Raw genomic sequence first — 20,906 nt, forward strand, 5'->3', positions numbered from 1 at the left:
AAAAACTCCTGGAACTTGGCCTTGCTGCGCGAGGAATAATGCATGCTTACATCTGAAGAGAAAGAACAGTTTATTCGTCAGATCCCGATTCTGGGAGAAGACGGGCAGGAAAAACTTAAACATGCCGCGGTACTGGTGGCGGGAGCGGGAGGGCTCGGAACATCTATCGCCCTGCACTGTGCCTTTGCCGGATTCGGCACGGTCCGTATCGCAGACTGCGACAGAATTGAACGCTCGAACCTGAACCGTCAAACTCTGTACCGGCTGCATGATATCGGGAAGATAAAAGCTGATGCGGCAGCGGAGAGAATACGGGGGGGAGTCACCCCGTATCTCAAGGTGGAAGCAGTAAACATGACCATCACGCCGGATAATGTGCTGAAGATCACAGAGGATATGGATATCATCATTGATGCAATGGACAACTATGATGCCCGGTATATTCTTGCAGATGCGGCAGAAGAACGCGGCATCCCGTTTATCCATGGCGCTATTGACGGATTCTACGGCCAGGTTGCAACCATCATACCGGGCCGGTCCGCCTGTCTGCGCTGCATAGTTCCCCATCCCCCTCCCAGAGAAAAGTCCCTGCACTCTCGGCCACGACAGGCATTGTCGGCAGCATCCAGGTGACAGAAGCGATAAAGTGCATTGTGGGGGGGACGGGCACCCTACTTACCGACAGGATACTGATGTGGGACGGGCTGCATGGTGATACGGCTTTGATATACATCAGTTCTCTCAGAGACTGTCCGCACTGTGGAAATAAGGGTGAAAGTTAAATGGAGCAGAAGAGATGAAAGTGACGGTAAAGACATTTGCAACGCTGCGCCGATTTATGGAGAGGGAATCCCATATGGATGTCGAGCCCGGCATCACCATGGGGGAATTCCTTGAGATGCTCACAGCAGCACACCCCCCCGGCCTCAAACATGAACTGTTTGATGAAACGGGCGAACTCCGAAAGTATGTGAACATCCTCAAGAACGGAAGAAACATCCATTTTATCAACGAGCTGGGGGGACGGTCCTTGAAGAAGATGACCTGATTGCCATCTTTCCGCCTTCCGGTGGTGGATGAGGAAGGAATCCCCCCCATCCCTTTTTCCAATTCTACGCGTTTTTTCACTGCGGCACGGGAGGACAGATACAGCATGTTCCGATGCACAGATATATGCCCATATGAGTAATATTCAATGGTGGAGAATATCAGTTATGAAAGTATGTATCACATCAAAAGGCGATTCACCAGAATCAGTTCCAGAAAACCGCTTCGGAAGAACCCCGTTCTTTGTCGTATACAACGATGAGACCGGAGAGGTCATCGAGGCAATCAACAATGCAAGCGCAAATGACGCAAGTGGTGTCGGACCAAAGGTTGTCCAGATGCTCGTCTCAAAGGGCGTCAACGTGGTTGTCACCGGACAGGTTGGCGGCAATGCCAACAAGGGCCTTGAAGTCGCAGGCATTCCCACCTATGCATTCGGTGAGGCAACAACCGTTGCAGAGGCATATGTTGCGTACAAAGCAGGAACACTGGCCCGTATCGTCTAAAAGGAGTGACGATTCCATTACTACCGGAATGAAGATCGTTGTAGCAAGCGGCAAAGGTGGTACCGGCAAGACCATGGTCTCTGTCAACCTCGCATGGGCATTATCACAGTCACAGGAAATACATCTGATAGACTGTGATGCTGAAGAACCGAACGTCCATCTCTTCTATCCCGGTGGGAAGAATGAAGGGCCGGTTACAATGAATGTCCCTGAGGTTGACAGCGAAAAATGTACTCTGCGGTGCATGCGGAGAATTCTGTCGGTATGGAGCAATCTCAGTTCTAACTGAATCAGTGATGTTTCAGGCACACCTCTGTCATTCATGCGGCGGATGTATACTGTCCTGCCCGGTGGATGCCATCACAGAAGTTCCCCGCCGGATTGGAATGATTACCCAGAGCCATCCCTCACCCACACTCACCATAATCTCTGGCATTCTTGATGAAGGTGAAATTGCTGCACCGGCAGTAATTAAGGCCGCAAAAGAAGCGGGAGAATGGGACGGTGTGTCCGTTCTTGACGGCCCGCCCGGCACTGCCTGCCCGGTTATTGAGACACTGGATGGTGCCGATGCGTGTATTCTTGTCACTGAATCAACACCCTCCGGCCTTGCTGACCTCAGGCGGGCTGCACACCTCGCAGAGGCTCTTGGTATCCCATCAGGAGTTGTCATTAACCGAAGTGACAATGAGGACGGCCCAACACTCGCATTCTGCGCAGAAGAAGGGCTGCCGGTTCTTTTAACCATTCCTTTTGACCGGGAGATCGCTGCAATACAGAATCGGGGGGGTGCCATCCTCTGCTCAGAAAAAGAAGATTGGAAAGAGGCTTTTTCCCAGCTGTACAAGGACACCATGCTATCGCAGGAGGTAAATCATGAAGACCATCGCAGTGATGAGCGGCAAGGGCGGCACCGGCAAGACCATGGTCGCCGCCGGATTTTCTGTATTTTCAGACGAACGACTGCTTCTTGCAGACTGTGATGTCGATGCGGCAAATCTCAGTCTGCTTTTAGAGACATCAAAGACCGAATGCCGCCCGTTCATGGGACTGGAGTGCGCAGCCATTGAACAGACCAAGTGTGTTGGATGTGGGATTTGTCAGGTTTACTGTCGATTTTCTGCAATCAATCAGGAGGATGACGGAATATTTTCTGTTAACCCCCTGAAATGTGAGGGATGCGGCGTATGCTCCTTGTCTGCAGAGAAGGTGCAGTTACCATTTCCGAACGGCAAAGTGGCGAGGTCTGCCATTCTGACAGCCCGCATGGTCGTCTCTTCCATGCAGAACTCTTCCCCGGCTCCGGCACCAGCGGCCGTCTGGTCTTTGAGGTCAAAAAGGACGCTCTGAACGACGAACCGGATGTTCCGGCATTTCTGATCGACGGCCTCCGGGAATCGGCTGCCCGGTGATCTCTGCCATCAGCGGTGTGGATGCCGTTGTCCTTGTGACGGAACCCGGCATATCAGCCCTCCATGATCTCAGGCGGCTGGTCACGATCTGCAGACAGTTTAAGGTACAGATGTTTCTGGTGCTCAACAAAGCAGACCTTGACGAGGAACGGGCAGATGACGTCAGAAGTTACTGTGCGGATGAAGCAATTGAGATCATCGGAACCATACCCTTTGACCCGGCAGTTATCGAGGCTGCCCGGCGCGGGGGGGAATCTGTCGCAGGCATGGACGCCCCGGCTGCAGTGAGTCTGAAGGAATCTTGGAAAAGACTCTCTGCTGTGATGGGGGGGATCTCACAATGAACTGTGGTGCCGGAGGGGGGGCAACCGACGACGTGGCCGCCCCCCGTCGTGCCAGGATGATAGAGACCGAAGGCATGTGGCGGTGTTATGCTCCCTGCTGTGGGAGAGGTCAGCACCCGCAAGAGACGGTCACTCTCCTTCCCGAAGAGCTGGAGGCATTCCGGCTGGTTGACAGCGAGGGTCTGGACCAGGAATCTGCCGCAGAACGGATGCATGTCTCCCGGAGAACACTCTGGCGTGATGTCCATACTGCCCGCAGGAAAGTGGCTGATGCCCTTTCAGAAGGAAAGGTCATTGCATCTCAGACTGTGGGCACGCAGATCAGGATGCCTGCATCCTTTCAGATCAGGAGAATGAAACCCTGCCGCAACCGGAAGAGTAATTATGCACATATGAGTAATAATGATCTGTTACACAGGAGTGATAAAAATGCCAGGATTTGATGGAACCGGGCCCAGCGGACGTGGGGGCACGGACAGGCCGTGGGCAGGGGGCGTTGCCTGCCTGCGGGAACAGTCGCACCAGAACAGGGAGCGGCAGCCGGATCACCGGAAACAGTGCCGCCTGCACCTGCCTATCAGTTTGGTATGGGAGGGGGATTCGCTGCTGGCCGTGGCAGAGGAGCCGGTGGCCGCGGGTGCGGTCGTGGATGCGGCCGTGGATTTGGACGCAGATAACCGAAATCAAAACAACCGGGAATGCGATTTCCCGAAAAACAGGATCTTGCAGAGAACAGGTCTGCTGATCTCTCATCCTTTTTACTGTCAGACGAATTCCATATGATTAAACCTGAACACATACCAGGTACGTATATCCATGGAATCACACACTACGCAGATACTATCCATTGCCACAATCATTGTTCTCATTGGTATCATTTTCTCTCTCGTTCTGTTTCCCCAAGTGATATGTGAAGGAAAAAACGGTGAAGAAGCATCGGACACCCGTGACACGCTTTATCAGGTATCGACCATCAACGCCCTGCTCCAGAGTGTCTATGACGGTATCGTTCCCATCGGTGAGGTCAGAAAGCATGGCGACACCGCCATCGGTACCACGGATGGGCTTGATGGGGAGTTGATCGGGGTGGACGGCGCGTATTATGTCATCCGTACGGATGGAGTGGCATATCCGCTCGCAGACACCGCAACCACTCCGTTTGTCTCTGCCACGTTCTTTGATAGTGATATTACCATCCCTGCTGATACCATTGCCAATATCAGCCGGTTTGAAGATCAGCTGGAAGCAGGGCTCCCGTCTGCAAATGTGGTCTACGCCATCCGCATTGATGGCACGTTTGACTATGTGGAGACACGGAGTGTGCCAAAACAGTCCCGGCCGTATCCGAAGCTTGCAGAGGCGGTAAAGGAACAGACGGAATTTGAATTTCATAACACCACCGGCACCATCGTGGGCTTCTGGTCACCGGAATTTGTGAGCGGCCTCAATGTGCCGGGGGGGTATCATATCCACTTCATCACCGATGACCGCCGCGCTGGCGGGCATGTACTGGACTTCAGTATGACCGGTGGGGAGATTGAAGTCGATATCACCCCCCCTGACCTTTACATCGTGCTCCCCCCCACCGAGGGTGATTTTTATCAGGTCAACCTCACCGAAGACCTGAGTTCGGCACTGGCATCCGTTGAGAAAAATTAAATTCCTTATTTTCCGGATGGCATGAGAGCAGGGTCCGATCCAAAACAAAAGAGGCGGATCGGATTTATTCTGCCATCATCTTTGCGGGAACGTGCGCCAGTGGCGGAGGCAAAATCCCCTGCCGGGAAAGTTCGACCCATGCCCTGCGTGTCACCTCTGACCGGAACTCAAACTCGGATCGGAGATCATTGACATATGCCTTGCCACGAACTCTCCGGTAGAACGGATAGTCCTGCAAAAGAACCGTATATGGGCGTGTGGGGGGGAGACATACACATATTTCGAGGTGATGAGTGCGTCTTTGAGAATATTCATTGCCAGGCCTGCATCCGACCGGGAATCGATGTAGATGTCAATGATGACCATCATCTCAGTCTTTCCGGCATTCTGGCTTGCCGTAGCTCCTGAAAGATGGCATAATTCGGAATGGATACCACCGAATCGTCAGGGGGGGTCACCACCCGGGTTGCCCGCAGGCCGATATCGGTGACCTCACCATACGTACCGCTGACCTCTATCTTGTCACCGATCTGGTAGGGTCGTTCAAAGGCGATCACAATGCCGCCGATGATATCGGCAAAGATATCCTTGAGCCCAAATCCGATTGCAGCGCCGAACAGTCCGGAGAACAAGGCAAGTTCCGTAAGGCCCGGATCAAAGATGGTCTTCAGGATGAAATACAGCGCAGAGACGTAGACAACGATCTTCAGGAGAGGGATGACCATCGTCACCGTGATACGGTATCTGCCCGCCTTTTCAGAAATCTTTCGCAAAAGAAAATCCGCGACTTTGACGATGAGGTATGCTGCAACAAGTGTCAGAACAATCGTGATGGCGGCATCCGGATCCGGTATGGCCAATGTGATCAGGGAACCGTCAGCAGCAGAGGTCACATTTATTTCTGCCATCTACCACACCATCCTGATACGCGTTACATACCCCCCCTTCACACAGCTGAGCGCCTCGGGTTTTATCTGGAAATATCCCTTCTCCTCAACCACCAGTCCCTGGTTTGTCAGGCGGAAGAGGGCCTGTTTCAGGTTTATTTCAGGCCCTGCGATCTCTGCCAGATCTACCACGCTGACTGATTCCATGGAGAGGATGATCATGAGCAGGAATGACTCATTGATATCAAGGTTGATGGCACAGGGAATGTCGGGGGGGATGTCCGCCACCCGGAGCGTCTTCCCTTCAAGGGTGGTGTCCCATAACTGCTCTGCCACCCCCCCATAATTGCCATCTGCAATCCGGACGATTTTGTCAAAGGCAGTCTCTTCGGCATCTGCGGGATGAATACGGTTTGCATCGCCATTTGTTTTACGGAGGTGCGGCACCGGGACAGTGAACGGTTTTTTTGAAAAGGGCAGCCTCATCGTCCACTGATGAGCAGAAATGAGGGGGGGGCCTCTTGGGGGGGCGTTTCTTCCCCGATAAATTCAATGCCCTCCGTATACCGGGACATGATCAGTGGTTTCAGGGTCTTGCTGTTAATGTCGGGCAGATCGATGATGACCGGAAAGAAGGTGTCGATGTGTCGGGTTGCCTGAAGATAGGACCAGGTAAAACTGTTCCACTGGGTGATGAAGAGCCGCTCTGATGTGGAGAGGTGATCCAGAAAGGCATCCAGCATTGCAAATCCGCCAATCTTTCTCGTGGCGAGGAAATGGCAGTGATCCATCACCACGATATCCTTGTGGCCGGTGATTTGGGTGAGAAAATTCCTGCTTTTGACAATCGAGAAGAAGGGGAGGTGAATAACCCGATCCGGATGGCGACGCAGTATGCCGTCCATCAGGATGTTCTGACCGGCGAACGGGTCAGCGATGACCGCGATGTGAGACGGCCGGTTACGGTCATATGCATCCACGACCGCAGTGATCCTGTCCCATTCAGTCTCAAAAAGGATGGGGGGGTGAGTAAGATCTGCGGCAAAGTCCGGATCCCTGCCCATATGTCAGATAACGGTAGCGGAGCCTATATCCTTATGCTATTCTGTTTTGGTGAATTCACCCAGGCGCGAAGACCGCATGGATCATCGGTCACCCACCCGTCTGCACCGGAGGATGCTACCTTTTGGTATGCTTCAGGGGGGGTATTGAGTGTCCAGGTGATGACAGACAGTCCCTGCCGGTGTGCCTCTGTGACCATCTCCTGCGTGAAAGTATTGGTACGTGGAAGAATAGCATCCGCACCAGTATAAAGAACCGGGGGGGCAAACGGGTCGTCGCAGTCCGTGGAGCAGATGAGGCCTGTCTTCACCCGGGGGGGGAGCAGACGTTTTACCGCCCGGATGCTCTCCGGGTAAAAGGAGACAATCCAGAGGGAGTCAGGATCATATTCGCAGAGAATACTGCACACGGCCTCTTCGGATCCGGATTCTTTTATCTCTGTCACGATTCCGCAGGACGCAGGCGGAGGTCACACACATCCTGCAGTGTCGGGATGGGATGGCCATCCCCCCGCGTCGAACTGCTGAATCTCCCGGAGCGTCTTTTCGCTGACCAGCCCGCTGCCGTCTGTTGTACGGTCAAGGGTGGCATCGTGCATCACCACCGGTATGCCGTCTTTTGTCAGGCGTATGTCAATCTCCACAAAATCCGCGCATCTCATCCCTTCCTTCAGGGCGGTTACGGTGTTTTCCGGATGGATGGCCTGTGCTCCCCCCCGGTGTCCGACAATAAACATGCCTTTCCCTGTGGGTATTCAGGTAATATGAACTGGTCGATGATCACGGGAATTATGGACATAAAGGAACGGCCGTTATAAAAATCAGGAAAAAAACAGTAACATCTGTCCGGGCAAAAGGTATGGTTGCCTACGAAATATCAAATGAATCCAAAAAACAGGCCTCCGGCTCATTACCGGGGGGGGATTTTTACCATTTCTGCAGAGACCGTTGACGTTGCAACGTCTCTGTCATGTTCACCGAATGATATCCGCGAAAGCTAATGTCCCGGATACCGGAGCGGCAAAAAAAGAAGATTAGTATCTTCTGTATTCGGTGCGCGGTCTCTGAGGACGTGCTTCGTCGATTCTAAGTGTGCGGCCTTCGAACTCGGTCTCGTTGAGAGCTTCCATTGCTTTCTCTGCCTCTTCAACGGTGCCCATCTCAACGAACCCAAATCCTTTGCGCTCAATGACACGGACGTCCTTAACATCGCCAAAATCTTCAAATATTTCTTTGAGTTGAGCTTCCGTAACTGAATACGTAAGATTGCCAACGTATAACTTGCTGCTTTCCATTTAAGTACTCCAATCTGGGATAGTATCTCAGATAGTATGTACTATCTTGGCGCTCATCGGTTATATTATGTCGTGCTGTCTCCCGTGAAATGATGGAGAGACCAACAGACAAATCAGTGCATCAACTGTGCTGGCAGGACGTGCATTTGCATGCCTGACTATTCTGTGAAATATATGGCTTCTGCAAAAAATAGTGAGTGAATTCCTGGCGGATTCTTAAACGGGACGATACATGGGAAATTTACGTGATGCACTTCGGATTCAGAAACACAGATGCAGGTATTTCTCCACGCGTATCTGATCATTCAGAGATGTCTGTGATACGGGCTTGGACGGCACGGTGTCAGCCGACCTATCATCTCAGGGGGCGCACCACAGGATATGGAGTGCCGCCCCCCCATATGAAAATGAGGAGGTACGAAATAAAAATAAAAAAACATTCTCTCCCCATGGGATACAGAAATCTGTTCTGCATGGGTGGCGGACACCTCATATTATCCCGACATTTCCCTGCGGCATATATTTTTTATATGTTAGTGTAGTAGTAGGGAATAGTGAGAACCATGATCTGTATGGGATATGCAAACATTTCAAATGAAAACAGTGAGAAGCTGAAGGCAATTGAAAAAGAGATGGGCGTGACACTTCTCGCCTATGAAGTTCCAACCTATTCTAACCTGAATGAAGATGACCTGAAAAGAATCAAAGATCTTGAAAAAGATCTGGGTATGGCACTGGTTGCATACGAAGTGTGATCCGGCCAGATTCATTCATTTTTTTAAGATGCTCCGGCAGATCTCAGTCTGTTTGGACTCACACTCCCTATCAGGAGTTGAGAATATTTGTCAGGTGCTGATGCAGTCTGGACAGATAGCCCGGTCACCATGGCTTGGGGAGATCATTTACCCGATCAGAAGGTTATCTTCAATAAATCATACTCACCCATTTGTATACTGAACAGATACCCAAAAATGGACAACCCACATGTCAGACGCAAAGAAAAAATACGGCACAAAAGGCGCCCGCAATATGGATGAGATTGCAAGGACCATCTTTGCCCCCGATATACCCAGTCATCGCAGAGATGATTATTGGGATGTCCGGGATTATGAAAGGCACCTGTATTGACCTTGGTAGCGGCCCGGCAATACTTTCAATTGCTGTTGCACAGCAATCCGATCTTTCAGTTATTGCGCTGGACTACTCAGATGACATGCACAAGGCGGCATCCCGCAATATTGAAGATGCAGGTCTTTCCAGTCGTATTGGTATTCTCTGCGGCGATGTGCATGCTATGCCTTTTGATGACGACTCTGCAGATCTCATCATCAGTCGGGGGGGATCCATGTTCTTCTGGGATGACATTCACACCGCCTTCCGGGAGATATATCGGGTATTAAAACCTGGTGGCATGACCTACATCGGGGGGCGGGTTTGGCAACAAAGAACTGCGGGATGGGATTGCAGCTGCCATGATCAAAAAAGAACCCGGAATGGAAGGAATTTAACCAAAAGAATATCTCACTTGAGAATGCAGAACGTTTTCAGACCATGCTCAATGAAATAGGCGTGCCGAAGTACAAGATTATGCTCGGGGGGGATGAAGGATTCTGGATTGTTATATCGAAGACTGAAACAGGGGGGGCACTGGCCTGAAATGCACCATCTGCAATCACCGCCATTCCATGGACTCCAAATATTCATTGATATTATCTGAGTGATAGTGGCACGGGAGCTCTCCCAGACAGGATTTTTCCGTAGCATTCTGTCATTATGTTATCTGACTGCTGATCTGATTTCAGCATCTGCAAAATATCCAAACTGTTTCCTGTTGTACCATGTTATTCTGTTTTTTTTCAAAAAATCCCTGTATTTCGGATAGTATGAACGATATGCCGCAATAATACCATTCTAAAATGTATGGGCTTGAAAAATACGGGATTTAAGCCATTTTCTGTTCAATATGGCGAATTTAATGGCGATTGTCTACCCTCATATCTCCTTTATCCGGCATAGATATAAATAGAATTGCCCCTTGATCCGTCATCGTATGGAAGGGATAGAGTTAATCATCCAGACTCGGGCATTTCCCAGCCATGGGCGGGCTCGCGTTCATGAATCAGTATTGCCCTTTCTTGGGGGGGTAAAAGAAGGGGGGGAAGCCATTGAGGTGCATAGCATTTCTCTGAGTGATGATGAAAAACCAAAGCAGGTCATAGTCACCATCTACGCTGATGCAATGGTCGAGAAAGGGGGGGTGATACGAGTAAGTCCGGAAGATATTGCAAAACTTGCTGTAGCGGAGGGCGACATGGTAAACGTGCAGCGAAAAGTTCCCATTACAGAATATATAAGTAAAAAAGTGGGCCGGACAGGAAAGGCGGTTCAGGAAGGGGCGGGCCATATGGGGGGGGAAAGTATCGAAAAAGGCGCAAAAGAGGTTGGCGCAAAGATCATGCCGGGTAATGAAAAAAATGAACCCGAACCCAAGCCTGAGGAGTGAGCGGGAAAATGGCCACAGAGTCACTTACTCTTGAATGGTGGTCGTGGTTTCAGTCGCTTTTATGGGTCATACTCATCTTTATTGGTCTCATCATTCTCTTTTACATCATCAGGGAGATACACGATGCCAAAGTGGCGCCCCGGCTCGCAGAGATTGAACTGGAAAAAGAGAAACTGCAGTTGATGAAACTTGATTATGCTCACCGGGGGCCAGCCATTCTTCCGGGTACCTCCGGAAAAACTGGAGGAAATTAACACTCTCGATCAGGAGAATATCAGAATGGAGGCCGATATCTTTGCGAAACAGAATGCAGTTGACCGGAGAATCCAGCGGCTGGAAAATTCGGTGAAGAGCACAAAACTGGACCATATGGTTGAAAAAATAAAAGACGAGGAGAGAAAAATCCGGTGATGGAATATGTATGAAACAGAAGGTTCCAGGACACGGCAAAAATCTTCATTTACCGAATCACTGGCATCGGTTCCCCCCCAAGCCATTGACAGAACGCTGCCTTCTATGGATAAACGCCTGGGCGAGTACCTTGATGCCAATATCACATCCCTCATATCCGAATGGGGGCTGGTCACACGCTTTACCCTTGAGGATCTTGAACACCGTCTTGATGCGGTCAGTACAGATATTAGTGGCCTGGAGAAGGAGAAGGTCGCACTTAAAAACAGGGCATCTGCTCTTGAACAGGCCCTGCGTGAAGTGGAGGAGAGGTGATGGCAGGATTTGATGATTATATGAATACCTATCTTGACCGCAGGATGAAGGATATCATTGGAGAATGGAATCTTGGCACGATGCAGGATCTGGGAGATTATCAAATTCGTCTGCGCCAGGTAGAGAATGATATCCAGGAGATGGGTCATTTCACGCAGGACGCTGATGCAAAACTCACTGATATGGAACAGAGGCTGGAGAAAGTCAGGGAGGGGAAGAAATGACCATAGCCGAGGTTCTCCTGACAATCATTGTCATCGCAATAATCGCATTCATTCTCTATTACTATTTCAGAGGATCATCCGGGCATGTGTCAATAGGCCGCCCGATGGAAAGCCGGGTGGACGAGTATCTGGACCGTCACTTTGAACATATGGTTGAAGAATGGTCCCTGATGGATACGTATCAGGTACGGACATTTCGTGAACACAATGATCCGGCACTCACGGAAGAAGAATACCGGATGAATGGTCTGAAAGAATTCAGGCATGAGATGACGGATACCCTTGCAGGTCTGGAGGAGCGACTGAATGTTCTGGAAAGAGAAACCCGCAGTGAATAGCCGGGCCCATAAGCCGGTACCGTTTTACGCATGCCTGAAAGGGGGGGACATTCCTTCGATGCGGAAACAGGGGGGGAACCTCCGCAGAAGGATTCGTCCTCCTTCTCAAAATATTACTGTGATCTCTGCAACGATGCCTTTCCCCCTCACCATGTTGCGCCAGTGCACGCTCTGCGGCAGATGGGCCTGTTCTTCCTGCTGGACACAGGAATTTTATGTCTGTAACTCCTGCCACGGTACATATAAACTCCATATTCAGCCATTGCTGCAGTCAGGTTCTGTTGAACACAAGGAATGACAGACTGCCCGGAGATGATATCCATACGGTTTGCTGAATGGTTCTGGTAATTATGCCCCCCCCGTCGTCATGAGTGAAACTCTTATTATGCTGCCTTCAGGGTGAACCGGATTGCCGCACCATCTTCAGGCTTTCCGGGTACCCGGTCATCTGCAGATACTGCCATGGTATTCTGCCACCAGACTCCCGACAATGAACAGCCCCAATCCTTTTCCACTCCGTTTTCCCTCCTTCCGGAAGCGGTCAAAAATATGGGGGGGTTTCATGTCATCGGGAATTCCCGGCCCGTTATCGGCAACACACACCACAACATCCGGCCCGTTCTGTTCCACCGTAATGGTGATCTCAGGGTTTGGAGCAGAAAATTTGACGCTGTTTCCCACGAGATTCATAAATATCTGTCCAATAAGGTCATCTGCGAGGACCATCAGATCCGTTCCGGAATAGTGGAATATGGCATTCTCATACCGTGATATCTCCATCCGAATGACCGCATCCATACTGACCTTGCGCAGGGCTGTGGTCCGTTCACGCAGAGTCCGGATGGTGGAGACATTGGTGATGATATCAATGCTCAGGTTTACCGATGCGAGGGAATTTTCGGCATATTTCTTCTCATTCCCTTCCAAAGTGCCTGAGAGGATCTCAAGGTATCCCAACGCTCCGGTATTCGCATTGTTTATATCATGTGCCATGATGTCAAGATAGAGATTCGTCTCATTGTTGGCTATCTCCAGCCGTTTGAGTAAAAATGCCCTCTCCACTGCAGTTGATATCTCAGAACAGACTGTTTCCAGAAAGTCCCTTTCCTTATCCGGAACCGGATGGTTCCTTCCATTGAAAAGAAGGATGCCTCCTACAGCCTTTTCATCACAGACCAGCGGGAGAATAGTGGCGTTACAGATCTCAGGGTTTCGGAAGATAAAGTCTGCTGACTTCGGGTTGTCAGGGCCCGGGGACATAAATACTGAATTACCACTGGTAAAAACATCGCTGACCAGCAGGTTCCTGAGATCCTGGGGGTCAAATATCTGCATGACTGCGGTATCTTTTGGATTTTTTCCGTATAGATATCTAAACTCTTCGGACTGATAATTTTCTGTAAGAGAAAATATTCCACCCATCTGATAGCCCAGGAGATTCACTGTTTTTTTCAAAAGTGCAGAAAGAATCACATCCGGATGGTCGGATTTATTCCCGATACTGATAATCTGATTCAGGTGACTGAGGTTTTCATTTGAAATGCGCAGTTTTTCCTGTGCACGCTGAAGTTCAGCATGCTGCATGATGGCAGTATCATATGCCGAGAGGAGAAAATCAAATGTTTTCATCCGGTCTGCGGGTATGTGATAATTTTCCCCCCATTATGGAAATATGGTATCGATTTCGCAGTATTGTCTGCTCCCGTACGCCGTTTTGGTGCGGAAAGCATACTCTTCACCCGATCGATGAGATATTTCTCGTGATACGGTTTGGTGATAAAATTGTCCGCTCCGGCCTGAAGGGCATGTGCAACATCCCTGCTGTCTGAAAGGGCAGTGAGCAGAATAATCGGAATATTACAGTATGCGGGATTTTTTTCAGAATTTCACAGAGTTCATACCCATCCATAACCGGCATAATTACATCACTGATAATAAGAGCGGGTTTTTTCACTCTGATCAGTTCGAAGGCTTTTTTGCCATCTTTTGCTATCGCTGTTTCATAGCCATGCCGCTTCAGCATATCTCTCAGGGCTTTAGCCTGAGTATGGCTGTCTTCGACAATCAGGATATACATCTGTCCACCATATCTATTGTATATTATATGGTATGGCCGGATATATTTGAATGTACCGATATTAGCCTATTTTGATGATTTACTGGGGATAATGCAGTGATAAACCGGATTGTTGTGATAATCCTGATACCTCATATGCCCAGGCCGTAACCCGGACATCACAGATAGGGGTGCATCTGCTCTTTTTGCACTCTGCATTCAATGATCGGTGTCCTTCCTGTTATTCGAAGAGACCTGCAGAAAATATGCTGTCGGTGACGGCTTGCCTGCTGCTAACCGGTGCGAAAGGCAGAGACGTGAGGAAATGAGTGCAGTGCCGGGTGGGTCTGCGGGCGGTTCGCAGAGTGCTACGGATAGACCCATTCACTCGGAATACACGCAGCATAGTTCGCAGTTTCTGCAATGCCGGACCTGCTCTTTTTTCGTGGTATCAGAGGTTCGTAAAGAGACGGATGCCTTGTCTGCGTCCATCCGTGAGAGGCACCGCTCGCGGCTATAATTTCCATGGGGGGGAAATGCCTGCTGCGGACAGTGGTTCTGACATGGCCGGCTGCATTCACCGCAGGGCGGGAGGTATTCACGAACCTGCGGCTTCTCCACATCAAGGTCTGCCCATAGCGCCCGGAAGCGTATCCGCGGGCCGAAACCGGGCACGATGACCAGATTATTCCTTCCAAACATGCCCAGTCCGGCGAGCACTGCCGCATCTTTCAGATAGATCCCGCCGTCAGATACCGCATACGGTATGTCATGTGCCTCCCTGCCATGCAGTTCACAAAGCCACTGGGATAGAGCTGTCGTGATCCCGTAGAGCATCCGGTCTCCGGGTGTGCTTCTGCCCTCCTCCCACCAGTCCATCTCAGGATGGTCAGTACTGTGGTACAGCCCGAGCACAATGACCGACCCGGAATCACGGGCCAGCCCCTGCGGCCCGGCACGCTGTGCAGACGGGCAGTCACGGAGCAGACGGGCCGGAACAAATCCTGCCACGCTCGCACCGAGAGCGATGGCTTTGGCAAGGAGTTCGTTCATGATCCGGTGGTCTTGTTCTTTCCCCTGCGTATCCTCCGGTTTCATATCATCACTGGTATTGCATGGGGGGGCTTTTCAGAGAAAAATATGTTGCTGAAAAACGAAAAGGCACATGACATACCTGCATTAGATAATCCCGGTGGCCGTAAAAAGAATAGGCGCTGCTCATGTTCCTGAAAAACAGGAGGCTGGTTACCTATGGGCCTCTAGTGACTGCCCGTCAAAAGAAGAGAATGAATTGGACAGAATGGAATGAAATTGAATCTAAACAGCAGCGATTGGAGGAAAAATAGATAAATTCAGGAAATTCTAATCTGAACCGCCCAGATCTTCGAAGAATTTCATGCCCGTAGGTGCGTGCTGTCCTACTTCCTCATAGAAATATTTCACATAGCCCGGTTCTGAATCCTCAATCGACTGCTGGATGGTGCGCACCAGCCAGGTTGGCAGAATTTCATTTTGATCCAGCGAGTTCATAATGACAACAACTGCTTCATCTACATCGGTCTTATTTTTCCATCGGTATCCCATGACGTATCACCTCTTATCCTGAGGGGGGTATAATGTGAATACTCCTTATATAGGTAACGGCGACTGCGAGGATCTCCGGTCAGCAGCACTTCGATAGATCAGGTTCAGTGCTTCGGCAAGCCATTTGCAGAGAAGGTCAGATCGGATTCTCGCACTGCCCGACTGAATATCTTCTGCATCCGTGCATTGTTCCAAAGAGGAACTGAGGTAATCAACCTCTGCCTGAAGATCGGGGGGGTCCACATCAATTGCATTAAAACAGTCTGCGATGACCTGCGGTGCTGGCCACCCGCCTGCACCCGGTTTCATGGAATATGTGCTCGTTCTCCCGACAACACGGATCTCTTTGAGTGAGAAGAAGGATGCCTCTTTGAGATCCCGTAGGGTAAAGGAACGATCTGATGGATGGTTATGCGTGAGGATACTGTCGGTGATCCGCTGCTTTAATTCCTCGGGGATGACGGTGAAAAATCCGCTTCCGGTGTTAACGGCATGGAGTGTCAGTATGGAATCTCCCTCTTCAGAGAAAATACCGGTTATCTCCGCATCCCTCAGGTGTCGGATTTTGCGTTCAAACCGGACAATCTCCGGGTGGACCGCAAAATCAGTATCTCTATTCATCTCCTCCCCCCCGGAGGAACCTCATCGGATCTGCCTTCTGTTCGATTTTTTGGTTCAGAGGCATACTATTCGGCCTATGGCATTCAACAATTGCGGCAGAACACCGGACAGATAGACGATCGGTGGAATCGGGGAGAATTATTCCCGGATTATCCGGATGTAACTGCTGTATATCAGCACCCTGTATCGGTTTTGAAGCAATGAACGCATGAACATGTGAGAAACCGGGCATCTTCCTGCTCATATCAAACCACCCAATCCAATCTTCAAAACAGGTGAGCAGGTGATAAAATACCTTCTGCCCATACGGGCAGACCCTCTAGTACGAAATATAATCCGGATGATCTACGACAGTGCATCTTCCCTGTTTTCCGACTCCGTAATTCCATCTATCATGATCTGGGCTCCAAAAACGGATCCATCCTCGGATAACGGTGATATGTAACCCCTGAACTGGATATTTTTCCCCCCCATTTTGACCGGTATCCGACATGCATGAAATTTACCTGCACCCCCCCCGTCTCAAGAGCCCGTTTCAGAATATCGGAAAGCCCGGCACCTTGCAGGGTGGGAAATGTCAGAAGATTTATGTTCCGGGTCTCTTCTCCTTCCAGCGAATTTAGTATCGCCATCATCTTCGGGTTGACATAGTCAATGATCCCTTTCCGGTCACAGGTGATGATACCAACAGGAGAATTTTCTGCCAGGGAACGATAGCGTTCCTCACTCCGGCGCAGCGCCTCCTCTGCCTGCTTGCGCCAGGTGATATCTCGTGATACGCCGAGCACTCCGGCCGGACTTCCGTGAACATCACGCAGACAGCGGACTGAATTCTCCACCCAGACCGTGGAACCGTCCTTACAATACTCCTCTGTCTCAAAGAGAATAGTTCGGTTCGGGTCAGCAGTCCCGGTTGCTTCATGTGCCAGTTCTTCCTCAAACCGTTGCACTACCCTCTCACAGGATTTTGGTGTCATCTTCTCTTCAAGGGACTGAGCCAGATCCTCTTCAGCCGTGAAACCCCCCCGCATTGTTTTCCCCCCCGATGGGCTGACATAGGTCAGGTTAAATTCCATATCAAACATCCAGATATTGTCTGCAGCATTATCTGCGATGAATCGGTATTGCTCCTCACTCCGCCGCAGTGCCTCCTCTGCTCTCCGGCGGGACACTGCGTAGTTGATCTTGTTGATCAGTTCGGCAAACTGCGCACGGGGATCGCCCCCCCCTTTCTGAATATAGAAATCGACTCCATTGTTGAGCGCCTCAATGACGACATCTTCGCGGCCCCCCCTGCCGGTAAAGATCAGGAATGGAATGGTATTTCCTTCGGCCCTGAGGAATTTGAGAAATTCAATACCATTCATCTCCGGCATCTCGTAGTCAGATATGATGGCATCATAAGAATGCTCTAAAAGCATTCCGATGGCTTCCAGCGGACTGGATGCAATAGTAACAACAAAATTCCCGGAATGCTCCAGATACCGTTTGCTCAGTTCAAGAAGTGCAGGTTCATCATCCACATATAAAATGGACCTTGTATCGGATTGGTTACCTGCAGATATCACATATAATCGGTTTTCAAATCATACATATATATGTTTTTAATTGTACAAGGCCCATCTCGATTCTGATTTGCTATATTGAAATGTGCCATACGTTGCAGATGATAGGATCTGCATAAAAATCAGCGTTCATTTGTAAACCCGGAAAACAGCACACATACATACTCCCACAGGTAAACATGACTGAATGGATATCACAATGGGATACAAAAGCGGAAACAAAAGTGCATGTCACACCTCCACAGGCAAGGATGACTGAACAGGGGGGCCCATATAAATACTACAACACGAGAAAGAGATGTCAGACCCGTTTACTCAGTCACCTCCACCAGTATCTGAACCTGTACTCAGAGGAAATAATATGTTTTGAGGACGCATCTGTGACATCCATACGCCCGTTTGAAACAATCGACCGGATTGAGATCCGGCATTTGACGAAGACCTACGGGGGGGATGTCACCGCGGTCTCAGATGTGAGTCTTGATGTCGTCGGCGGAGAACTCCTGGTATTGATTGGAGGATCGGGATCGGGCAAGACGACAACGCTTAGAATGGTCAACCGTTTAATCGAACCAGATTCGGGTTCGGTCAGCATCAACGGCACTGATATCAGGGAATTCGATGCAGTCATCCTCCGGAGAAATATTGGTTATGTGATCCAGCAGATAGGTCTCTTTTCGCATATGAATGTGCGTGACAATATCGGTCTTATCCCGAAGATTGAGAGCTGGAAAAAAGAACGAATCGATGCACGGGTACACGAACTGCTTGAGATGGTTGACCTGCCGCCGGAGACTTTTGCTGCACGCTATCCGCGGGAACTCTCTGGTGGCCAGCAGCAGAGAGTGGGTCTCGCACGGGCGCTTGTCATGAACCCGTCTCTCTTCCTAATGGACGAACCCTTCGGTGCCCTCGACCCGATATTACGAAAACAGCTGCAGGAAGAATTTCTCACCATTAAAAATGACATTGGGCGGACGATCATCTTTGTGACCCACGATATTGACGAGGCGTTCAAACTCGGCGACCGGATTGGTATCATGCATGACGGAGAACTGGTTCAGGTTGGAACACCAGAAGAACTGATCTTCCATCCGAAAACGGATTCTGTTGCACATCTCGTCGAAGCCAACCGGAAATTCCGGCATATCGAAAGTTTCACGGTGCAGGATCTGATGTCACCCCCCCTTTCAAAACGGTATTTTTTCGATGCCGCGATGCCTGTTGCAGAGGCGATGGGACGGATTCTTTCAGAAACCAGTGGCATTGCAGTTATCATGGAGAAAGGAGTGCTGGGGGGGAACAGTTACCCGACACGACATCATCAAAAACCGGAACCGCAGTCTGGTTCTGGGGGGATATTGCAACGGCACCCCCCCTCACGGTTGCACCGGAGGATGCGGTTGTCCCGGTATTGCAGGAGATGAAACAGAAAAACCGATCCTCAGCACTGGTCATCACCACGAAGGGGGAGGTATCGGGAATGCTTATTTCTGATAGCGTCCTCTTCCATATCATTTAGCAGGAGGACAGGCGGGGGGGGAACATGGTTGTTGAAAAGGTAATCGCGGTCTGGAACCAGTTTCACCTGACAGAGAGAACTGTGGAACATCTCCGGATGTTCTCGATATCCCTCGCCATTTCCGTCATTCTCGGTATCACTCTGGGAATTGTGCTCTACCGGCATCGGCGCTATGCAGAACCGGCGTTAAACGGTCTCAATGTCCTTGAAACATTTCCGGATATGGCCCTCCTTGTTTTGCTGATACCTGTCGTGGGAATTGGGGGGGAGGTTCCCACGATGATCGCCTGTATCATCTATTCGTTGCTACCGGTCACCCGGAACACCTACACCGGGCTTGTTTCCGTGAGGCCGGAGATAATTGAGGCAGGAACGCAATCGGCCTGACCGAGGGAGAACTTGTCAGAAAGATACGCATTCCGGTTTCACTGCCGATGATGGCCGGGGGGGGAATCCGAATTGCCATCGTCTTTACGATGGGCATCGTCACGTTGGGGGGGGTATCATCGGTGCCGGGGGGGGACTGGGGGGGCGCCCCCCCTGCAGACGGGCATCGTCCTCCTCCTCCCGGAGGTTATTATCGTCACCGGTCTGTGGGTGGGCATCCTTGCGGTCATCTTTGACGGGTGTGCAGGAATCATTGAGAAACGACTGAGCGTGAGGTACGGGGAATGGTAGCCCTTGAGGCAGTGCTGACTGCCACCGTGCAGCAGGTGGTTCTCGTGTATGCGTCACTCGCGGTGAGCATTCTTGTCGGGATTCCCCCCCTCGCGGTTCTCGCACTCCATAACCGCAGCCTGGAAAAGATCATCATTACCTTTGCAAACCTGGTGCAGGCGATTCCGACATTTGCCGTTGTCGCCATTGTCGTTCCGTTGATGGGCATCGGATTCTGGCCCGCCATCTTTGCGATTATGCTGCGGGCCCTGCTGCCGATTGTCAAAAATACGTGGACGGGACTCTCGTCCGCTGACCCGGCGTCCATTGATGCGGCAACCGGACTGGGCCTGACCTGGTGGCAGACCACCCGGTTCATCCGGTTTCCGCATGCCTATCCCCCCCGATGTTTGCCGGCATCAAATTCGCCGCCGTTCTTGCAAACAGTGTCGCCATCCTGACTGCAATCATCGGTAGCGGGGGCCTTGGCACGCTGGTTTTCGAGGGTCTTGCAGGCATCAATATTACGACCATGCTTGCGGGGGCCCTGCCTGCCATTCTGATTGCCATATTCCTGGATGTCTCATTCACCCGTCTGGAACACCGGCTGATTGCGGGCAGATGGTTTGGCAGCGGTGGCGGCCCGTTCTCCTGAAGATCTTTGCTCTCCTGAATAACACATATATGTCGGTAACTACCTATGCAGTGCGAGGGAATATGCATGAAGGGGGGGATTGCACTATGGGGGGGGAATTTTGATGGCAGGCATACTGATTCTTCTGTGCGTTGCCGCCGGATGTTCGGAGACCGCGGGGGGGGAACCGACGCCACAGGGCCGGGGGGGAAACCGCTACGATTGTTATCGGGGGGGGAAAACCATTCAATGAACAGTACATCCT

37 protein-coding genes are annotated in these 20,906 nt (G+C 50.8%); 25 read left to right on the forward strand and 12 right to left on the reverse strand.

The genetic code is table 11. The features are described 5' to 3' along the window. Nucleotides 1–42: 42 nt before the first annotated feature. The 10 genes from JCM10550_RS04690 to budA all read left to right on the forward strand — a co-directional run bounded on the left by JCM10550_RS04690 (nt 43) and on the right by budA (nt 4,968). Nucleotides 43–633, forward strand: a complete 591-nt coding sequence (locus tag JCM10550_RS04690; RefSeq protein WP_062397344.1) for a HesA/MoeB/ThiF family protein — start codon at nt 43–45, stop codon at nt 631–633. 163 nt (nt 634–796) lie between these two features. Beyond that, nucleotides 797–1,048, forward strand: coding sequence for a MoaD/ThiS family protein (locus JCM10550_RS04695; protein WP_245618741.1), 252 nt, complete (start codon nt 797–799; stop codon nt 1,046–1,048). A gap of 166 nt (nt 1,049–1,214) precedes the next feature. Beyond that, on the forward strand, nt 1,215–1,553 hold the full coding sequence (locus JCM10550_RS04700; RefSeq protein ID WP_172673766.1) for a NifB/NifX family molybdenum-iron cluster-binding protein: 339 nt from the start codon (nt 1,215–1,217) through the stop codon (nt 1,551–1,553). Next, nucleotides 1,513–1,842, forward strand: a complete 330-nt coding sequence (locus JCM10550_RS21965; RefSeq protein ID WP_245618742.1) for a P-loop NTPase — start codon at nt 1,513–1,515, stop codon at nt 1,840–1,842. The genes JCM10550_RS04700 and JCM10550_RS21965 overlap by 41 nt, the downstream gene beginning before the upstream one ends. 7 nt (nt 1,843–1,849) lie before the next feature. Further along, a complete protein-coding gene (locus JCM10550_RS04705; RefSeq protein ID WP_245618743.1) occupies nt 1,850–2,536 on the forward strand; it encodes a 4Fe-4S binding protein in 687 nt (228 codons plus the stop codon). Nucleotides 2,537–2,731: 195 nt separating this feature from the next. Further along, nucleotides 2,732–2,965, forward strand: coding sequence for a hypothetical protein (locus tag JCM10550_RS21970; RefSeq protein WP_245618744.1), 234 nt, complete (start codon nt 2,732–2,734; stop codon nt 2,963–2,965). Further along, entirely contained in the window at nt 2,962–3,309 is a 348-nt protein-coding gene (locus JCM10550_RS18165) for a hypothetical protein (protein ID WP_157199933.1), read from the forward strand. The genes JCM10550_RS21970 and JCM10550_RS18165 overlap by 4 nt, the downstream gene beginning before the upstream one ends. Then, nucleotides 3,306–3,752: a DUF134 domain-containing protein gene (locus JCM10550_RS04715; RefSeq protein ID WP_062397348.1), complete on the forward strand. Its 447-nt coding sequence runs from the start codon at nt 3,306–3,308 to the stop codon at nt 3,750–3,752. The genes JCM10550_RS18165 and JCM10550_RS04715 overlap by 4 nt, the downstream gene beginning before the upstream one ends. Continuing rightward, nucleotides 3,739–4,092: a DUF5320 domain-containing protein gene (locus JCM10550_RS04720; protein WP_062397350.1), complete on the forward strand. Its 354-nt coding sequence runs from the start codon at nt 3,739–3,741 to the stop codon at nt 4,090–4,092. The genes JCM10550_RS04715 and JCM10550_RS04720 overlap by 14 nt, the downstream gene beginning before the upstream one ends. Before the next feature lie 33 nt (nt 4,093–4,125). Next, nucleotides 4,126–4,968 carry an acetolactate decarboxylase gene (gene budA, locus JCM10550_RS04725; protein WP_062397352.1) on the forward strand — a complete coding sequence of 281 codons (843 nt, stop codon included), beginning with the start codon at nt 4,126–4,128 and terminating at the stop codon, nt 4,966–4,968. Between the two features lie 150 nt (nt 4,969–5,118). Here the strand turns inward: budA and JCM10550_RS21975 are convergent, their stop codons facing one another. From JCM10550_RS21975 to JCM10550_RS04760, 7 genes are all read right to left on the reverse strand, one after another. Continuing rightward, the gene (locus JCM10550_RS21975) at nt 5,119–5,337 is read right to left on the reverse strand and encodes a hypothetical protein (RefSeq protein ID WP_062397353.1); all 219 of its coding nucleotides are present in this window, start codon (nt 5,335–5,337) and stop codon (nt 5,119–5,121) included. Further along, nucleotides 5,334–5,876: a mechanosensitive ion channel family protein gene (locus JCM10550_RS21980; RefSeq protein WP_062397355.1), complete on the reverse strand. Its 543-nt coding sequence runs from the start codon at nt 5,874–5,876 to the stop codon at nt 5,334–5,336. The genes JCM10550_RS21975 and JCM10550_RS21980 overlap by 4 nt, the downstream gene beginning before the upstream one ends. Beyond that, nucleotides 5,877–6,341, reverse strand: coding sequence for a hypothetical protein (locus JCM10550_RS04740; RefSeq protein WP_062397357.1), 465 nt, complete (start codon nt 6,339–6,341; stop codon nt 5,877–5,879). It lies immediately after the preceding gene. After that, nucleotides 6,338–6,919, reverse strand: coding sequence for a hypothetical protein (locus JCM10550_RS04745; protein ID WP_062397359.1), 582 nt, complete (start codon nt 6,917–6,919; stop codon nt 6,338–6,340). Before JCM10550_RS04745 ends, JCM10550_RS04740 begins: the two co-directional genes overlap by 4 nt. Before the next feature lie 23 nt (nt 6,920–6,942). After that, nucleotides 6,943–7,362, reverse strand: coding sequence for a glycerophosphodiester phosphodiesterase (locus JCM10550_RS04750; RefSeq protein ID WP_062397361.1), 420 nt, complete (start codon nt 7,360–7,362; stop codon nt 6,943–6,945). A gap of 24 nt (nt 7,363–7,386) precedes the next feature. Beyond that, nucleotides 7,387–7,653 (reverse strand): glycerophosphodiester phosphodiesterase family protein, encoded by a 267-nt coding sequence (locus JCM10550_RS04755; RefSeq protein ID WP_062397363.1) that lies wholly within the window; start codon nt 7,651–7,653, stop codon nt 7,387–7,389. Between the two features lie 297 nt (nt 7,654–7,950). After that, complete coding sequence (locus tag JCM10550_RS04760) at nt 7,951–8,211, reverse strand: RNA-binding protein (protein WP_062397365.1); 261 nt, start codon at nt 8,209–8,211, stop codon at nt 7,951–7,953. A 572-nt stretch (nt 8,212–8,783) separates the two neighbouring features. Between JCM10550_RS04760 and JCM10550_RS04770 the strand changes: the two genes are divergently transcribed. From JCM10550_RS04770 to JCM10550_RS16860, 9 genes are all read left to right on the forward strand, one after another. Further along, complete coding sequence (locus JCM10550_RS04770) at nt 8,784–8,966, forward strand: hypothetical protein (protein WP_157199934.1); 183 nt, start codon at nt 8,784–8,786, stop codon at nt 8,964–8,966. A 329-nt stretch (nt 8,967–9,295) separates the two neighbouring features. Next, nucleotides 9,296–9,778 (forward strand): class I SAM-dependent methyltransferase, encoded by a 483-nt coding sequence (locus JCM10550_RS04775; RefSeq protein WP_245618745.1) that lies wholly within the window; start codon nt 9,296–9,298, stop codon nt 9,776–9,778. 603 nt (nt 9,779–10,381) lie between these two features. Continuing rightward, on the forward strand, nt 10,382–10,714 hold the full coding sequence (locus JCM10550_RS04780) for a hypothetical protein (RefSeq protein ID WP_157199935.1): 333 nt from the start codon (nt 10,382–10,384) through the stop codon (nt 10,712–10,714). Nucleotides 10,715–10,722: 8 nt separating this feature from the next. After that, on the forward strand, nt 10,723–10,968 hold the full coding sequence (locus JCM10550_RS04785) for a hypothetical protein (RefSeq protein ID WP_157199936.1): 246 nt from the start codon (nt 10,723–10,725) through the stop codon (nt 10,966–10,968). 25 nt (nt 10,969–10,993) lie between these two features. Further along, the gene (locus tag JCM10550_RS24370) at nt 10,994–11,125 is read left to right on the forward strand and encodes a hypothetical protein (RefSeq protein ID WP_281175260.1); all 132 of its coding nucleotides are present in this window, start codon (nt 10,994–10,996) and stop codon (nt 11,123–11,125) included. A gap of 6 nt (nt 11,126–11,131) precedes the next feature. Continuing rightward, nucleotides 11,132–11,440: a hypothetical protein gene (locus JCM10550_RS04790; protein ID WP_062397375.1), complete on the forward strand. Its 309-nt coding sequence runs from the start codon at nt 11,132–11,134 to the stop codon at nt 11,438–11,440. Further along, on the forward strand, nt 11,440–11,664 hold the full coding sequence (locus JCM10550_RS04795; RefSeq protein ID WP_062397377.1) for a hypothetical protein: 225 nt from the start codon (nt 11,440–11,442) through the stop codon (nt 11,662–11,664). The genes JCM10550_RS04790 and JCM10550_RS04795 overlap by 1 nt, the downstream gene beginning before the upstream one ends. Then, nucleotides 11,661–12,002 (forward strand): hypothetical protein, encoded by a 342-nt coding sequence (locus JCM10550_RS04800; RefSeq protein ID WP_062397379.1) that lies wholly within the window; start codon nt 11,661–11,663, stop codon nt 12,000–12,002. The genes JCM10550_RS04795 and JCM10550_RS04800 overlap by 4 nt, the downstream gene beginning before the upstream one ends. Next, entirely contained in the window at nt 11,995–12,300 is a 306-nt protein-coding gene (locus JCM10550_RS16860) for a hypothetical protein (protein ID WP_172673767.1), read from the forward strand. Before JCM10550_RS04800 ends, JCM10550_RS16860 begins: the two co-directional genes overlap by 8 nt. 146 nt (nt 12,301–12,446) lie before the next feature. On the opposite strand, the gene JCM10550_RS04810 is transcribed toward JCM10550_RS16860, so the two are convergent. The 5 genes from JCM10550_RS04810 to JCM10550_RS04840 form a co-directional block, all read right to left on the reverse strand. Further along, nucleotides 12,447–13,631 (reverse strand): GAF domain-containing sensor histidine kinase, encoded by a 1,185-nt coding sequence (locus JCM10550_RS04810; protein WP_062397383.1) that lies wholly within the window; start codon nt 13,629–13,631, stop codon nt 12,447–12,449. Between the two features lie 811 nt (nt 13,632–14,442). Beyond that, nucleotides 14,443–15,156 carry a hypothetical protein gene (locus tag JCM10550_RS04820; protein WP_062397386.1) on the reverse strand — a complete coding sequence of 238 codons (714 nt, stop codon included), beginning with the start codon at nt 15,154–15,156 and terminating at the stop codon, nt 14,443–14,445. 264 nt (nt 15,157–15,420) lie between these two features. After that, nucleotides 15,421–15,642: a hypothetical protein gene (locus JCM10550_RS04825; RefSeq protein WP_062397388.1), complete on the reverse strand. Its 222-nt coding sequence runs from the start codon at nt 15,640–15,642 to the stop codon at nt 15,421–15,423. A gap of 45 nt (nt 15,643–15,687) precedes the next feature. Further along, nucleotides 15,688–16,263 (reverse strand): hypothetical protein, encoded by a 576-nt coding sequence (locus JCM10550_RS04830; protein WP_062397390.1) that lies wholly within the window; start codon nt 16,261–16,263, stop codon nt 15,688–15,690. A 392-nt stretch (nt 16,264–16,655) separates the two neighbouring features. After that, nucleotides 16,656–17,786, reverse strand: a complete 1,131-nt coding sequence (locus tag JCM10550_RS04840) for a PAS domain S-box protein (protein WP_062397393.1) — start codon at nt 17,784–17,786, stop codon at nt 16,656–16,658. Between the two features lie 422 nt (nt 17,787–18,208). On the opposite strand from JCM10550_RS04840, the gene JCM10550_RS04845 reads away from it, so the two are divergent. From JCM10550_RS04845 to JCM10550_RS24375, 6 genes are all read left to right on the forward strand, one after another. Further along, nucleotides 18,209–19,255 carry an ABC transporter ATP-binding protein gene (locus tag JCM10550_RS04845; RefSeq protein ID WP_083475334.1) on the forward strand — a complete coding sequence of 349 codons (1,047 nt, stop codon included), beginning with the start codon at nt 18,209–18,211 and terminating at the stop codon, nt 19,253–19,255. Nucleotides 19,256–19,374: 119 nt separating this feature from the next. Next, nucleotides 19,375–19,737: an ABC transporter permease gene (locus JCM10550_RS20395; protein WP_218185123.1), complete on the forward strand. Its 363-nt coding sequence runs from the start codon at nt 19,375–19,377 to the stop codon at nt 19,735–19,737. Nucleotides 19,738–19,809: 72 nt separating this feature from the next. Next, the gene (locus JCM10550_RS20400) at nt 19,810–20,028 is read left to right on the forward strand and encodes a hypothetical protein (RefSeq protein ID WP_218185124.1); all 219 of its coding nucleotides are present in this window, start codon (nt 19,810–19,812) and stop codon (nt 20,026–20,028) included. Continuing rightward, a complete protein-coding gene (locus tag JCM10550_RS04855; protein WP_218185125.1) occupies nt 20,022–20,468 on the forward strand; it encodes an ABC transporter permease in 447 nt (148 codons plus the stop codon). Before JCM10550_RS20400 ends, JCM10550_RS04855 begins: the two co-directional genes overlap by 7 nt. Then, on the forward strand, nt 20,414–20,662 hold the full coding sequence (locus JCM10550_RS20405; RefSeq protein ID WP_218185126.1) for a hypothetical protein: 249 nt from the start codon (nt 20,414–20,416) through the stop codon (nt 20,660–20,662). The genes JCM10550_RS04855 and JCM10550_RS20405 overlap by 55 nt, the downstream gene beginning before the upstream one ends. A 103-nt stretch (nt 20,663–20,765) precedes the next feature. Beyond that, entirely contained in the window at nt 20,766–20,894 is a 129-nt protein-coding gene (locus JCM10550_RS24375) for a hypothetical protein (RefSeq protein ID WP_281175261.1), read from the forward strand. The last annotated feature ends 12 nt before the right edge of the window (nt 20,895–20,906 follow it).

Origin of the sequence: Methanogenium cariaci JCM 10550 (assembly GCF_001315945.1) — an archaeon.
GTDB classification, from domain to species: Archaea; Halobacteriota; Methanomicrobia; order Methanomicrobiales; family Methanomicrobiaceae; genus Methanogenium; species Methanogenium cariaci.

What these genes read in the sequence shown, in the direction of transcription:
- JCM10550_RS04825 (WP_062397388.1), bottom strand. Translation starts at nt 15,642, where the DNA reads ATGGGATACCGATGGAAAAATAAGACCGATGTAGATGAAGCAGTTGTT.
- JCM10550_RS04800 (WP_062397379.1), top strand. Translation starts at nt 11,661, where the DNA reads ATGACCATAGCCGAGGTTCTCCTGACAATCATTGTCATCGCAATAATC.
- JCM10550_RS24375 (WP_281175261.1), top strand. Translation starts at nt 20,766, where the DNA reads ATGGCAGGCATACTGATTCTTCTGTGCGTTGCCGCCGGATGTTCGGAG.
- JCM10550_RS04740 (WP_062397357.1), bottom strand. Translation starts at nt 6,341, where the DNA reads ATGAGGCTGCCCTTTTCAAAAAAACCGTTCACTGTCCCGGTGCCGCAC.
- JCM10550_RS04855 (WP_218185125.1), top strand. Translation starts at nt 20,022, where the DNA reads ATGGTAGCCCTTGAGGCAGTGCTGACTGCCACCGTGCAGCAGGTGGTT.
- JCM10550_RS04700 (WP_172673766.1), top strand. Translation starts at nt 1,215, where the DNA reads ATGAAAGTATGTATCACATCAAAAGGCGATTCACCAGAATCAGTTCCA.
- JCM10550_RS21970 (WP_245618744.1), top strand. Translation starts at nt 2,732, where the DNA reads ATGCGGCGTATGCTCCTTGTCTGCAGAGAAGGTGCAGTTACCATTTCC.
- JCM10550_RS04830 (WP_062397390.1), bottom strand. Translation starts at nt 16,263, where the DNA reads ATGAATAGAGATACTGATTTTGCGGTCCACCCGGAGATTGTCCGGTTT.
- JCM10550_RS04690 (WP_062397344.1), top strand. Translation starts at nt 43, where the DNA reads ATGCTTACATCTGAAGAGAAAGAACAGTTTATTCGTCAGATCCCGATT.
- JCM10550_RS04790 (WP_062397375.1), top strand. Translation starts at nt 11,132, where the DNA reads ATGTATGAAACAGAAGGTTCCAGGACACGGCAAAAATCTTCATTTACC.
- JCM10550_RS04705 (WP_245618743.1), top strand. Translation starts at nt 1,850, where the DNA reads ATGTTTCAGGCACACCTCTGTCATTCATGCGGCGGATGTATACTGTCC.
- JCM10550_RS04760 (WP_062397365.1), bottom strand. Translation starts at nt 8,211, where the DNA reads ATGGAAAGCAGCAAGTTATACGTTGGCAATCTTACGTATTCAGTTACG.
- JCM10550_RS04810 (WP_062397383.1), bottom strand. Translation starts at nt 13,631, where the DNA reads ATGAAAACATTTGATTTTCTCCTCTCGGCATATGATACTGCCATCATG.
- JCM10550_RS21965 (WP_245618742.1), top strand. Translation starts at nt 1,513, where the DNA reads ATGTTGCGTACAAAGCAGGAACACTGGCCCGTATCGTCTAAAAGGAGT.
- JCM10550_RS04775 (WP_245618745.1), top strand. Translation starts at nt 9,296, where the DNA reads ATGATTATTGGGATGTCCGGGATTATGAAAGGCACCTGTATTGACCTT.
- JCM10550_RS04770 (WP_157199934.1), top strand. Translation starts at nt 8,784, where the DNA reads ATGGGATATGCAAACATTTCAAATGAAAACAGTGAGAAGCTGAAGGCA.
- JCM10550_RS24370 (WP_281175260.1), top strand. Translation starts at nt 10,994, where the DNA reads ATGGAGGCCGATATCTTTGCGAAACAGAATGCAGTTGACCGGAGAATC.
- JCM10550_RS21980 (WP_062397355.1), bottom strand. Translation starts at nt 5,876, where the DNA reads ATGGCAGAAATAAATGTGACCTCTGCTGCTGACGGTTCCCTGATCACA.
- JCM10550_RS04715 (WP_062397348.1), top strand. Translation starts at nt 3,306, where the DNA reads ATGAACTGTGGTGCCGGAGGGGGGGCAACCGACGACGTGGCCGCCCCC.
- budA (WP_062397352.1), top strand. Translation starts at nt 4,126, where the DNA reads ATGGAATCACACACTACGCAGATACTATCCATTGCCACAATCATTGTT.
- JCM10550_RS04785 (WP_157199936.1), top strand. Translation starts at nt 10,723, where the DNA reads ATGGCCACAGAGTCACTTACTCTTGAATGGTGGTCGTGGTTTCAGTCG.
- JCM10550_RS04745 (WP_062397359.1), bottom strand. Translation starts at nt 6,919, where the DNA reads ATGGGCAGGGATCCGGACTTTGCCGCAGATCTTACTCACCCCCCCATC.
- JCM10550_RS04695 (WP_245618741.1), top strand. Translation starts at nt 797, where the DNA reads ATGAAAGTGACGGTAAAGACATTTGCAACGCTGCGCCGATTTATGGAG.
- JCM10550_RS04720 (WP_062397350.1), top strand. Translation starts at nt 3,739, where the DNA reads ATGCCAGGATTTGATGGAACCGGGCCCAGCGGACGTGGGGGCACGGAC.
- JCM10550_RS04820 (WP_062397386.1), bottom strand. Translation starts at nt 15,156, where the DNA reads ATGAAACCGGAGGATACGCAGGGGAAAGAACAAGACCACCGGATCATG.
- JCM10550_RS21975 (WP_062397353.1), bottom strand. Translation starts at nt 5,337, where the DNA reads ATGATGGTCATCATTGACATCTACATCGATTCCCGGTCGGATGCAGGC.
- JCM10550_RS04795 (WP_062397377.1), top strand. Translation starts at nt 11,440, where the DNA reads ATGGCAGGATTTGATGATTATATGAATACCTATCTTGACCGCAGGATG.
- JCM10550_RS04755 (WP_062397363.1), bottom strand. Translation starts at nt 7,653, where the DNA reads ATGTTTATTGTCGGACACCGGGGGGGAGCACAGGCCATCCATCCGGAA.
- JCM10550_RS20395 (WP_218185123.1), top strand. Translation starts at nt 19,375, where the DNA reads ATGGTTGTTGAAAAGGTAATCGCGGTCTGGAACCAGTTTCACCTGACA.
- JCM10550_RS20405 (WP_218185126.1), top strand. Translation starts at nt 20,414, where the DNA reads ATGTTTGCCGGCATCAAATTCGCCGCCGTTCTTGCAAACAGTGTCGCC.